The 11,855-nt window shown below is 67.5% G+C and carries 10 protein-coding genes; 6 read left to right on the top strand and 4 right to left on the bottom strand.

Annotated features, from left to right (window positions below):
- The 3 genes from AWC03_RS25520 to prfB are packed head-to-tail and all read right to left on the bottom strand — an operon-like array spanning position 1 to position 2,589.
- Positions 1-486 (bottom strand): Rv3103c family proline-rich protein, encoded by a 486-nt coding sequence (locus AWC03_RS25520; protein WP_085243473.1) that lies wholly within the window; start codon positions 484-486, stop codon positions 1-3.
- The gene (locus AWC03_RS25515; RefSeq protein WP_085243472.1) at positions 483-1,478 is read right to left on the bottom strand and encodes a mechanosensitive ion channel family protein; all 996 of its coding nucleotides are present in this window, start codon (positions 1,476-1,478) and stop codon (positions 483-485) included. Before AWC03_RS25515 ends, AWC03_RS25520 begins: the two co-directional genes overlap by 4 nt.
- Positions 1,468-2,589: a peptide chain release factor 2 gene (prfB, locus tag AWC03_RS25510; protein WP_085243471.1), complete on the bottom strand. Its 1,122-nt coding sequence runs from the start codon at positions 2,587-2,589 to the stop codon at positions 1,468-1,470. The genes AWC03_RS25515 and prfB overlap by 11 nt, the downstream gene beginning before the upstream one ends.
- A gap of 163 nt (positions 2,590-2,752) precedes the next feature.
- Here prfB and AWC03_RS25505 point away from each other — a divergent pair, with 163 nt between their 5' ends.
- Positions 2,753-4,120, top strand: a complete 1,368-nt coding sequence (locus tag AWC03_RS25505; RefSeq protein WP_085243470.1) for an FAD-dependent oxidoreductase — start codon at positions 2,753-2,755, stop codon at positions 4,118-4,120.
- A gap of 30 nt (positions 4,121-4,150) precedes the next feature.
- On the opposite strand, the gene AWC03_RS25500 is transcribed toward AWC03_RS25505, so the two are convergent.
- Complete coding sequence (locus AWC03_RS25500; RefSeq protein WP_085243469.1) at positions 4,151-4,948, bottom strand: universal stress protein; 798 nt, start codon at positions 4,946-4,948, stop codon at positions 4,151-4,153.
- A gap of 232 nt (positions 4,949-5,180) precedes the next feature.
- Here AWC03_RS25500 and AWC03_RS25495 point away from each other — a divergent pair, with 232 nt between their 5' ends.
- The 5 genes from AWC03_RS25495 (at position 5,181) to AWC03_RS25475 (ending at position 11,851) form a co-directional block, all read left to right on the top strand.
- On the top strand, positions 5,181-7,505 hold the full coding sequence (locus AWC03_RS25495; RefSeq protein ID WP_085243468.1) for a nitric-oxide reductase large subunit: 2,325 nt from the start codon (positions 5,181-5,183) through the stop codon (positions 7,503-7,505).
- Positions 7,506-7,508: 3 nt separating this feature from the next.
- Positions 7,509-8,135, top strand: coding sequence for a hypothetical protein (locus tag AWC03_RS25490; protein WP_085243467.1), 627 nt, complete (start codon positions 7,509-7,511; stop codon positions 8,133-8,135).
- Positions 8,132-8,929, top strand: coding sequence for a slipin family protein (locus AWC03_RS25485; protein ID WP_085243466.1), 798 nt, complete (start codon positions 8,132-8,134; stop codon positions 8,927-8,929). Before AWC03_RS25490 ends, AWC03_RS25485 begins: the two co-directional genes overlap by 4 nt.
- 544 nt (positions 8,930-9,473) lie before the next feature.
- Entirely contained in the window at positions 9,474-10,619 is a 1,146-nt protein-coding gene (locus AWC03_RS25480) for a PPE family protein (RefSeq protein WP_085243465.1), read from the top strand.
- 107 nt (positions 10,620-10,726) lie between these two features.
- Positions 10,727-11,851 (top strand): PPE family protein, encoded by a 1,125-nt coding sequence (locus AWC03_RS25475; RefSeq protein WP_085243516.1) that lies wholly within the window; start codon positions 10,727-10,729, stop codon positions 11,849-11,851.
- Positions 11,852-11,855 lie beyond the last annotated feature (4 nt).

Genomic DNA, 11,855 nt, shown 5'->3' with positions numbered 1-11,855 from the left:
TCAAGGGGCCGGTGGCGGTGAACTGGGCGCCGGACCGGGCTCCGGCTGCGGTAGCTGGGGCGGAGGCGTGGTGGGGCTGGTACTGGACGGGCAGAAGGGCGGCGGCAACAGACAGGGCAGCTGCGGAAGTTGCACCGGCGGCGTCGTGGTGGTCGTGGTCACCGGCGGCGGTGGCGGAGGTGGCGGCGGCGTGCTCGTCGGGGTCGGCGTGTACGTGTTGGTGGCCGGCGGCTGCTGCAACCGGCTGCGCGGCACCCACGTGTAATTCGGATCGGGAACGAAGCCGGGCGGCACCACCTGCTGCGCCGGTGGCTTGGGCGCGGGTACCGGACGGTAGGTGTCGTAGACCCACCAGACGGCGAAGAAGGCGATGATCAACACGATGGTCGACGTGCGGACTCGGCCGCCGAACATGTAGCGCGGCCAGTGGCGATCCGCATCCGAGTCGGCGCTGCGCTTCTCGAAGATGCTCAGGGTGAACTTCAACGCTTCTGCACCGCACCTTGCACGTCATCGCCGGCCCGGTCTTCGGCGGCCTGGGCGGCCGGGACGGAGGGGTCTTCCACCAGGCCCACCGTCGCGTCCGCCGCGGTCACGATGCCGACGCGGGCCAACGCGCGAATCACCAGGACTCGCAGCTGGCGGCCCGCCTCGAACTGCTTGCCGGGCAGGGTACGGGCCACCAGACGCAGGGTGACGGTGTCGAGCTCGATGCTTTCCACGCCCATCACGGTGGGCGCATCCAGCAGCAGTTCGCCCAGCACGGGGTTGTCCATGGCGTGGTCGCATTCCTGGTGCAAGACCTCGTTCACCCGATTCAGGTCGGCGGTGGTCGACACCGGGATGTCCACCACAGCACGCGCCCAATCCTTGGACAGGTTCACCACTTTGACGATCTGCCCGTTGGGAATGGTCACCACCTCGCCGTCGGGTGACCGCAACCGGGTCACCCGCAGCGTCACGTTCTCGACCGTGCCGCTGGCCTCCGTGGACGCCACGACGGTCAGGGTGACCAGGTCCCCGAAGCCGTACTGCCGTTCCGCCAGGATGAAGAAACCGGACAGCAAATCCCTGACCAACTGCTGCGCGCCGAAACCGAGCGCGGCACCGACCACGGTCGCCGGCGCGACCAGCCCACCGACCGAGAACTGCAGCACGTCGGCGATCTGCATGACCACCCAGATGCTGATGAGAACCACCGATACCCAGGAGATCACCGACGCCAGGGCCTGGCGGTGCTTGGACGCCTCCGAGCGCACCAACGCGTCGCTTTCGGCGAACCCCAGGTTGAGCTGACGGGTCACCTGCTGCGCCACCCAGTTGACGAACCGGGCCGCCAGCACCGCCACGATCAGCACCATGACGATCCGCAGACCGCGGGTGATGATCCACTGCCCGACGTCGCCGCGCCAGAATTCGTGCCAGCCGAGCGCCTTGGCCAAGGCGGGCGAGGCGAGAAGAGTTGTGTTAGTCGTCATCTTTTCGGTTGCGCCACCGGATTCCCGCTTCCAGGAACCCGTCGATGTCTCCATCCAGGACGGCCGCCGGGTTGCCGACCTCGTACTCGGTCCGCAGATCCTTGACCATCTGATACGGGTGCAGGACGTAGGAGCGCATCTGGTTGCCCCACGAACTGCCGCCTTCGCCTTTCAACGCGTCCAGCTCAGCGCGCTCTTCGGAACGCTTGCGCTCCAACAACTTTGCCTGAAGCACTCGCATCGCCGAAACCTTGTTCTGCAGTTGCGATTTTTCGTTCTGGCAAGTCACGACGATACCCGTTGGGATGTGGGTTAAACGAACAGCCGAGTCGGTGGTGTTCACCGATTGGCCACCGGGACCGCTGGAGCGGTAAACATCAACGCGCACATCGCCTTCCGGAATGTCGATGTGATCGGTGGTGTCGACCACCGGAAGAACCTCGACTTCGGCGAACGACGTCTGACGTCGATTCTGGTTGTCGAAGGGGCTGATCCGCACCAACCGATGGGTGCCCTGCTCGACGGACAACGTGCCATAGGCGAACGGGGCGTGCACCGCGAACGTCGCGCTCTTGATGCCCGCCTCCTCGGCATAGGACGTGTCGAACACCTCGACGGGATACTTGTGCTGTTCGGCCCACCGTATGTACATCCGCATCAGCATCTCGGCCCAGTCGGCGGCGTCCACCCCGCCCGCGCCCGAGCGGATGGTCACCAGCGCCTCACGTTCGTCGTACTCACCGGAGAGCAGCGTGCGCACCTCGGTGGCTTCGATGTCGGCACGCAGCGCCTTGAGCTCGGCGTCCGCCTCGGCGAGCGCTTCTGTTTTGCTGGCGGCACCTTCCGCTTCTTCGGCCGCCAGCTCGTAGAGCACAGGCAGGTCGTCGAGGCGCCGGCGCAACTCCTCGATCCGGCGCAGCTCCCCCTGAGCGTGCGACAGTTCGCTGGTCACCCGCTGCGCGCGGGCCTGGTCGTCCCACAGCTGGGGATCGGACGCCTCGTGTTCGAGCTTCTCGATGCGGCTGCGCAGACCGTCCACGTCGAGCACCCGCTCCACCGTGGTCAGGGTGGAGTCAAGGGCGGCGATATCGGCTTGACGGTCGGGTTCCACAGCCGACAACGTTACCGGGGCCCGCCGGGCACCTCGTCTCCCGCCGAGTGCCCGGGCCACGACCAGCGGTCATGCGTTTAGCATCGAATCACGATCATGCGCACCCCGCGCTGCGCGCCGACAGCCCCCCGCGCGCTGACCGGGCACGAATAGAAGGTCGAGTATGCGCCCCTACCACGTTGCAATCGTCGGCTCCGGACCGTCGGGATTCTTCGCCGCGTCCTCCCTGCTCAAGGCGGCCGACGCGGCCGAGGGCTTCGACATGGCCGTCGACATGCTGGAGATGCTGCCCACCCCGTGGGGGCTGGTGCGCTCCGGCGTCGCGCCCGACCACCCGAAGATCAAGTCGATCAGCAAGCAGTTCGAAAAGACCGCGGAGGATCCGCGCTTCCGGTTCTTCGGCAACGTCGTGGTCGGTGAGCACGTGCTGCCCAGGGAACTCGCCGAACGCTACGACGCCGTCGTCTACGCCGTCGGGGCGCAGTCCGACCGCGCGCTCAACATCCCCGGTGAGGACCTGCCCGGCAGTGTCGCCGCCGTCGACTTCGTCGGCTGGTACAACGCGCACCCCAACTTCGAGCAGGCCACGCCCGACCTCTCGGGCGCCCGGGCCGTGGTGGTCGGCAACGGCAACGTGGCGCTCGACGTGGCACGCATCCTGGTCACCGATCCCGACGTGCTGGCCGCCACCGATATCGCCGACCACGCGCTCGAATCGCTGCGGCCGTGCGGCGTCGAGGAAGTGGTGATCCTCGGCCGGCGCGGCCCGCTGCAAACCGCCTTCACCACGCTCGAGCTGCGTGAGCTGGGCGAGCTCGAAGGCGTCGACGTGATCGTCGACCCGGCGCAGCTGGAGGGCGTCACCGACGAGGACGAGGCCGCCGCGGACAAGACCACGAAGCTGAACGTCAAGGTGTTGCGCGATTACGCCGGGCGCGCGCCGCGGCCCGGCCATCGTCGCATCGTGTTCCGGTTCATGACCTCGCCGATTGAGATCAAGGGCGAAGGCAAGGTGGAGAGCATCGTGCTGGGCCGCAACGAACTGGTCACCGACCAGAACGGGCGGGTGTCCGCCAAGGACACCGGCGAGCGCGAGGAGCTGCCGGTTCAGCTGGTGGTGCGGTCGGTCGGCTACCGCGGTGTGCCCACCCCGGGGCTGCCGTTCGACGACAAGTCCGCGACGATCCCCAACATCGTCGGCCGGGTCGAGGGCAGCCGCAACGAATACGTCGTCGGCTGGATCAAGCGCGGACCGACCGGTGTCATCGGCACCAACAAGAAGGACTCCCAGGAGACCGTCGACACCCTGCTGGCCGACCTGGACCGCGCGAAAGGCGGCGATCTGGCGGACTTCCCCGACGACCACGCCGAGAAGCTGGCCGATTGGCTCGCCTCACGCCAGCCGAAGCTGGTCACCTCGGCGCACTGGGAGATCATCGACCGTCACGAGCGCGCCGCCGGTGAGCCGCACGGGCGTCCGCGCGTCAAGCTGCCCAACCTGACGGAGCTGCTGCGCATCGGCCACGGCTGATCACGAAGCGGCGTCATCCCATTCCCGCCGTCACAGGTTGCCGGACCGTATCGCCAGCACGGAATGGGTCCCGTCGCAAAGCCGCTCGGCGGTATGACCTTCGGTGACCAACAACTGCCCCGCTTCCGGGTTGGCGCGCAGGTACTGCTCCACACTGCCGCGCGCGATCGCGGACTCCGCCCGCACGTCGGGGTACAGCCGCGTCCAACGCGCGAGGCGTCGAGTCAATTGCGCCCGCGCCGAGCGCGTTCCGTCGCCGGTGCCCCCGGCGTCCTCGCCGCGGCACACCCAGAGCGCGCGCAGCGTGGCTCCGCGCAGCCTCGCCTCGTCGAACGCATGCCGCAGCACCACGCCGTTGCCGGCCTCGGCCAGCACGGTGTTGACTTTCGGCGCCGCCGACCGTTTTGCCGGCTGCCGGATCACGGCGACCGGGCACCGGGCGGAGCGGGCCAACACCTTCGCGACGGAGGTTGCGCCTTGGCGGGCATGGTCGAGTCCGATGGAACCGATGCACAGCATGGCCGCCGAACTCGACGCCTCCAGCAGCTTGGCGAGCGGTCGTCCGCACAGGATCTCGGTTTCGACCTTGACCGGGGCGCCGGTGGCTTCCACGGACCGATGGGCGTCGGCCAGCGCCGTCCTCGCGGCGGCGAGGCTCGCCTCGCAGGCGTTCGCGGTGGTGGCCTCGCGCGGGTCGACGACGTAGACCAATCGCATCGGGATGTCGCGGCTGACCGCCTCGTCGATCGCCCACAGGACGGCCTGCTCGGCCGCCCTCGAGCCGTCCACACCGACGACGACTTCCGGAGCCGGGAAGCTATTGCCCATCGCGGTCTCCTCTGCTGAGGTGTAAGCGGGAAACTTTCGCGTCGCTCAGCCACACGTTATGGGCGGGAAACCACTCTCTCCCAGGGGCATTGGTCCCGAAAACAATGCCATTGGCCCCCTGGGACGTGCGACGGCGAACATGCGTTCCCCGCGACGACAACCGAATACAAGCTGTTTGCGCAGACGGACAGCGGGGCACCACCACCCATCACCGGAGACGGGAGACTCGCCCATGGCCGCTCAACAGACCGCCCGACCGGCTTCTTCGCAGCCCCTGGTGGGCAAAGGCTGGATCCAGGGCGTCGCCCTGGTGATGATCTTCGGCTTCCTGGTCATGGGCGTCCTGGCCTACCGCACGTACTCGGCATCGATGCCGATGCCGGACAAGGTTGTCGACGAGTCGGGCCAGCTGCTCTTCACGGGCGACGACATCACCCGGGGTCAGGAGCTCTACCAGGCTCGCGGCCTGATGGAATACGGTTCGGTGCTGGGGCATGGCGCATATCTGGGGCCCGACTACACCGCGGAATACCTGCGCATGGCGACGCAGGACGTCGCCGACCAGCTGCGGGGTCAGGGGGTGGCCGACCCGCGCGACCGCGTGGTCACCGAGTTCCGCACCAACCGCTACAACCCCACCACCAAGACGCTGGTGTTCACCAACCGGCAGGCCGCGGCGTTCGACCACATCCAAAGCCACTACGCCGCCTACTTCGGCGAGAACTCGACGAAATACGGCCTCTTGCCGCAGATGATCACGGACAAGGCACAGATTCGCGACCTGACGGCGTTCTTCGCATGGACCGCCTGGGCGGGCGCGGCCGAACGCCCGGGCCACAACTACACCTACACCAACAACTGGCCGGCCGAACCGCGCGTCGACAACGGCCCCACCGCGCCGGTGATCGTATGGTCGGCGCTGTCGCTGATCGCGCTGCTGGGTGGCATCGGCGTCATGTTCGCGGTGTACGGACGGTGGAGCCAGAAGGTGGGCTGGCACAGCGCCGAGTCGTCCACGCTGTCCTTCCGCCAGCCCGGCGAGGTGAGCCTGACGCCGGCGCAGCGGGCCACGATCTGGTTCTTCGCGATCGTGTCGGTGCTGTTCCTGGCGCAGACGCTGCTGGGCGCGGCGGCCGAGCATTACCGGGCCGACTTGTCGACGTTCTTCGGGCTGGATCTGGCCCGGGTGCTGCCATACAACCTGGCCCGGACCTGGCACGTGCAGCTGGCGCTGTTCTGGACCGCGGCGGCCTTCCTGGCCGGTGGCATCTTCCTGGTGCCGTTCATCGCCCGCCGGGAGCCGCGCCGCCAGGGCCTGCTGGCCTATGTGCTGCTCGGAGCGGTCGCGGTGGTGGTGTTCGGTTCGCTGATCTGCGAGGCGCTCTCCATCTACGGAGTGATCCCGCATGGGCTGCTGTCTCAGCAGTGGGAGTATCTCGACCTGCCGCGGCTGTTCCAGATCCTGCTGATCATCGGCATGTTCGTGTGGATCGCGATCATCTTCCGGGGCATGCGCGCCCGGCTCAGAGGCGAATCGAAGATGAACATGCCGTGGTTGTTCTTCTTCTCCGGACTGGCGATCCCCGCCTTCTACACCGTCGGGCTGTTGGCCAGCAGCGGCACGCATTACACGGTCGCCGAATTCTGGCGGTTCTGGGTGGTGCACCTGTGGGTCGAGGACTTCCTCGAACTCTTCACCACCGTGATGGTGGCCTACATGTTCGTGTTGCTGGGAGTGGTGCGCGAGCGGATCGCGCTGGGCGTGATCTTCCTCGACGTCATCCTGTACTCCGCCGGCGGCGTCATCGGCACCATGCACCACCTGTACTTCTCGGGCACCCCGGTGGAACACATGGCGCTGGGCGCGTTCTTCTCGGCGGCCGAGGTCATTCCGTTGACCTTCCTCACCGTCGAGGCGTGGGCGTTCCTGCAACTGGGTTCGCGACAGCAGTCCGGCGACGCCAACCCGTTCCCGCACCGGTGGGCCGTCATGTTCCTGGTCGCCGTGGGCTTCTGGAACTTCTTGGGCGCGGGCATTTTCGGGTTCCTGATCAACCTGCCGATCGTGTCCTACTACCAGATCGGCACCGCGCTCACGGCCAACCATGCGCACGGCGCGATGATGGGGGTCTACGGCATGCTCGCCGTAGGCCTGGCGATGTTCGCTTTCCGCTACGTGATCCCGGCCGACAAATGGCCGGAGAAGTTGGCGCGAACCTCGTTCTGGTGCATGAACATCGGCCTGGCCTGGATGGTGTTCGTCACCCTGCTGCCGCTGGGCGTCCTGCAGCTTTACCACTCGGTCAACGACGGCTACTTCGAGGCGCGCTCGCTGGGCTACATCACCAGACCCGGCAACGCGGTGATCGAATGGCTGCGGATGCCCGGCGATCTCATCCTCATCGTCGGCGGCGTCCTGCCGTTCGTGTGGATCGCCTGGATCGCGCTGCGCAACTTCCGCACGGGCTCGACAGTTCAAGAGCTGCCTGAACATCCGCTGTACGTCGAGGCGCCGACCGAGCCGGAGGCCGGCGCCACGGTGTCGGCGAAGGGCTGAGCGGTGACTCAACCGGCCGCCTCGGTATGGCTGATCGCCGGGTATTCCCTCGCCCTGCTGGCCATCGGCTGGAGCTTCGACTCGATGGCCCGACGGGCGTCGGCGCGCGCCGCGCGTTGGCGCACGGGACACTTCACCTACCGGCCGGATCACGACGCCTGGGTGTGTCCACGGGACCACTGGCTGTGGCCGACGTCGTTCGATCCACGGCACCGGGTCATGCGATATCGCGCCCAGCCGGTGGTGTGCAACAGCTGTCCCATCAAGTCCAGCTGCACGACGTCCGACCACGGCCGGGAGATCAGCCGCGAGGTGGACCCGTGGCCGCATTCCGACGCGGGGCGATTCCACCGCGGGATCGCTTGTTGCGTAGCGGGATTCGGGATCGTGCTGCCCCTGGCGACGATGGTCGCCAACCACTCGGGCGCTGACGTGCTGGTCCTGGCGGGCACCATCTCGATCGTCGCGCTGCTCGGCCTGCCGCTGATCCGCCACCTGTGGAACACCCCGTCCAACGCACCCGAGCACCTGCCGCATCGCACCGCGCTCGAGGACCGGGCGGCCGCGGCGATCGACAGGTATTCCACCCGCTGGGGCAGCTGGGAAGGCAAGGAGGGCAACGCAACATGACCGCCGTGGTGATCGTCGCCGTCATCGCCGGGGTTGTCGGGCTCGCCGTGCTCGCGGTGTGGTCGCTGGCCGTGCTGCGCGAGTACGAGCGCGGAGTCGTCTTCCGGATGGGGCACGTGCGCCCGCTGTACGGTCCCGGTCTTCGCTTCCTGATCCCCTTTCTGGACAGGATGATCCGCGTGGATCAGCGACTGGTGACGCTGACCATTCCCCCGCAGGAGGTGATCACCCGCGACAACGTGCCGGCCAGGGTCAACGCCGTCGTGATGTTCCAGGTGATGGAACCGCTCAAAGCGATTCTGGCGGTGGAGAATTACGCGGTTGCCACTTCGCAGATCGCCCAGACGACACTGCGTTCGCTGCTGGGACGGGCCGACTTGGACACCCTGCTGGCCCACCGCGAGGACCTCAACAGCGACCTGCGCACGATCATCGAAAAGCAGACCGAACCGTGGGGCGTGCAGGTCCGCGTCGTGGAGATCAAAGACGTCGAGATTCCCGAATCGATGCAGCGGGCGATGGCCCGCGAGGCCGAAGCAGAACGCGAGCGCCGCGCGAAGGTCATCAACGCGCGGGGCGAACTGCAGGCGTCCGAGGAGTTGCGCGAAGCCGCCGAGACGCTGTCCAAGAGCCCGGCTTCTCTACAGTTGCGCTATCTGCAGACGCTGTTGGAGCTGGGGGCGGACCAGAACTCGACGGTCGTCTTCCCACTGCCCGTGGACATCATCACACCGTTCTTGCGGCATCCGGAGGTGCTGCAGGGCGTGGTCGACAACCTCAATCACCGAGGCTGAGAAAGCCCCCGGTAGAGCTCTGGAGTTCATTCAGACCTGTCAGGAATTCACCTGATCCCACGCGGCACGCGTAGATCTCTGCCAGTTTTGAGGCACCCAAGACAGAGGTCTGCTAAAGATGCCCGGTGCGCGTGCCGTAAGGCCACCTCGATCGGAGATCAAGTCCTTCACGCGATCTCGCGACCCGGCAGACCGAATTAACGTCGCCCGTCCACGAAGTAAATCTCCGGTTAACTCTGCACGCCCTACCGCCACGAATTCAGCGGAAAATCCACGTTTTGCCGCCGCGCCTGCGAGTTTGAACACGTCAGAGAACCGAAGGTCGCTTGAGATGTTCCGTGCACACGCCCCACCGACAATGTGCGCGAGGCTGCCCGGCCAGACGTAGACGGCGACCGTCCGCCGTCATCGCCGTCCGCCCGCATCACCAGACTCCCCGCGCTTTTCCCGTCCGCAAGCGGCCACCGCCGAAGCGGCGGCCATCCGACATCGCGCCGTATGCCGCGCGACCTAACACTCAATCTACCCAAGGAGCTGTGACACAATGGATTTCGCCTTCTTACCCCCAGAGATCAACTCTACCCGGATGTACGGTGGCCCCGGGTCTGGCTCGCTGCTCGCCGCCGCGGGCAGCTGGGACTCGCTGTCGGCCGAATTGGCCACCACGGCCGAGTACTACGAATCGGTGCTCTCGACCCTGAGCTTGCAGTGGGGCGGCGCGGCTTCGGAGGCGATGGCGGCCGCCGCCGCCCACTATGTGGGTTGGCTGCAGACGGCCGCCGAGCAGACGAAGCAGACGGCCATGCAGGTCCGGGCGGCCGCGGCGGCCTATGACCAAGCGCACGCGATGACGGTCCCCCCACCAGCGGTCACGGCCAACCGCACCCAATTGTCATCGCTGGTGGCGACCAACGTGTTGGGCCAGAACACCGCGGCGATCGCGGCCACCGAGGCGCAGTACGCCGAGTATTGGTCCCAGGACGCCTCCGCGATGGCCGGGTACGCGAGCTCCTCGGCGGCGGCCACACAGTTGCCACGGTTCGCCTCCCCGAGCAACTCCACCAACGAAGCGGGGCTGACCGCTCAGAAGGCCTCGGTCACCCAGGCCGTCAACACCGCCGCGACCACCGCCCCGGTGTCACAGGTCATCGCCGCGGCGCCGAATCTGCAGGCGACCGCCACCCTGCCGACGAACCCCATCGTCCCGGAGGACTTCACCGTGCTCGACGGCATCCTGGCCAGCTACTCGACGATCAACGCCACCTACTACATAGAGGCATTCGCCTCCGGCATCATCGGGGCCGAGAAAAACCTGGGCATCTTGCCCAAACTGGCGACGGCATCCGATGTGGCCCCGGCGTTGACCGCGGCACCGCAGATCACCGGAGCCGCATCGACCCTCGGCGGTGGTGCGGGGCTGGGCAACATCACCGCAACCCTTGCCCGCGCCAACAACATCGGGCCGATGTCCGTACCGGCGAGCTGGTCCGCACCGGCAACCACCCATATCGCAGAGCTGGAACCCGCCGGCCTGACGACACTTCCCGGCACCGACGAGGTCGTCGCGTCCGGTTATCCGGGTTATCCCGGAATGCCCGGGGGCGCGCTGTCGCGCTCCACCGGCGTGGGTGTCCCGCCCCGGTACGGCGTCCGGCTCACGGTGATGCCACGCCCGCCCGCGGCCGGGTGACACACCGCTAGGCCGATGACGGGTCGCTCGGCACGAATGTCGAGTCGACCCATCGCACTCGCGTTCCGGTGTCTCGCCGCATACCCAGCCAAGGAAAGTGACGCATGATGGATTTCGCTTTCGTGCCGCCGGAGATCAACTCTGGGCGGATGTACAGCGGGCCCGGCGCCGGCCCGCTGTTGGCCGCCGCGGGGAGTTGGGACTCGCTGTCGGCCGAGTTGGATATCACCGCCGCGACCTATGAATCGGTGTTGTCGGGCCTGGCCCGTCTGCACTGGCGCGGCCACGCCGCCGAATCGATGTCGGCTGCGGCCGCCCCTTACCTGGATTGGCTGTATGCGACCGCTGATCTGACGAAGCAGACGGCCATGCGGGCCCGGGCCGCCGCGGCGGCCTATGAACAGGCTTTCGCGATGACGGTGCCGCCGGTAGCCGTCACGGCCAACCGCACCCAGCTGGCGATGCTGGTGGCGACCAACTTCTTCGGCCAGAATGCCGCGGCGATCGCCGCCGCCGAGGCCCAGTACGCCGAGTATTGGGCGCAGGACGCCGCCGCGATGTCCGGCTACGCCGTCTCCTCCGCGGCGGCCACCCAGTTGCCGGCGTTCCCCTCCCCCCGCCAGAGCACCACCCCGACCGCGATGACCGCCCAGAGCGCCGCGGTCACCAAAGCGGTCAACAGCGCCGTCGCCCCGGTGTCGCAGTCGGTTTCGGCGACATCGACCCTGCCGACGAACCCGATCCTCCCCGAGGACTTCACCGCGCTCGACGCCATCCTCACTTTTATCTTCACCATGAAAGCCGTCGACTACGAGCAGGCACTCGTCACCGGCATCATCGGCGCCGAGGGCGATTTGGGCGTGCTGCCCAACCTCGGAGCGGCCGCGGCGCCCGCGCTCGTCCCGGTGCTCGCCGCGGCCCCCCAGTTGGGCGGTGCCGCCTCGGGGCTCGGGGCGGCGAGCCTGGGCGACGTCACCGCGACTCTTGCCCGCGCCGGAACCATCGGCTCGATGTCGGTGCCCGCGAGCTGGACCGCACCCGGCAGCCCCATCACGGCGCTACCCGGCGCCGGCTATCCGGCACTTTTCGGGATCGACCAGCCAGTCGCTTCCGCAACCGGCATGCCGGGAATCCCCGGGATACCAGGCGGGACGGCCTCGCGAGCCACGATGGTCGTCCCGCGGTACGGCGCCCGCATCACGGTGATGGCGCGGCCGCCGGCCGCCGGATAGCGGA

It is taken from the genome of Mycobacterium europaeum (assembly GCF_002102155.1).
In the GTDB taxonomy this organism is placed as follows: Bacteria; Actinomycetota; Actinomycetes; order Mycobacteriales; family Mycobacteriaceae; genus Mycobacterium; species Mycobacterium europaeum.
This window is presented reverse-complemented; position numbering and strand designations above follow the sequence as displayed.

What these genes read in the sequence shown, in the direction of transcription:
- AWC03_RS25515 (WP_085243472.1), bottom strand. Translation starts at nt 1,478, where the DNA reads ATGACGACTAACACAACTCTTCTCGCCTCGCCCGCCTTGGCCAAGGCG.
- AWC03_RS25500 (WP_085243469.1), bottom strand. Translation starts at nt 4,948, where the DNA reads ATGGGCAATAGCTTCCCGGCTCCGGAAGTCGTCGTCGGTGTGGACGGC.
- AWC03_RS25495 (WP_085243468.1), top strand. Translation starts at nt 5,181, where the DNA reads ATGGCCGCTCAACAGACCGCCCGACCGGCTTCTTCGCAGCCCCTGGTG.
- AWC03_RS25475 (WP_085243516.1), top strand. Translation starts at nt 10,727, where the DNA reads ATGGATTTCGCTTTCGTGCCGCCGGAGATCAACTCTGGGCGGATGTAC.
- AWC03_RS25485 (WP_085243466.1), top strand. Translation starts at nt 8,132, where the DNA reads ATGACCGCCGTGGTGATCGTCGCCGTCATCGCCGGGGTTGTCGGGCTC.
- AWC03_RS25480 (WP_085243465.1), top strand. Translation starts at nt 9,474, where the DNA reads ATGGATTTCGCCTTCTTACCCCCAGAGATCAACTCTACCCGGATGTAC.
- AWC03_RS25505 (WP_085243470.1), top strand. Translation starts at nt 2,753, where the DNA reads ATGCGCCCCTACCACGTTGCAATCGTCGGCTCCGGACCGTCGGGATTC.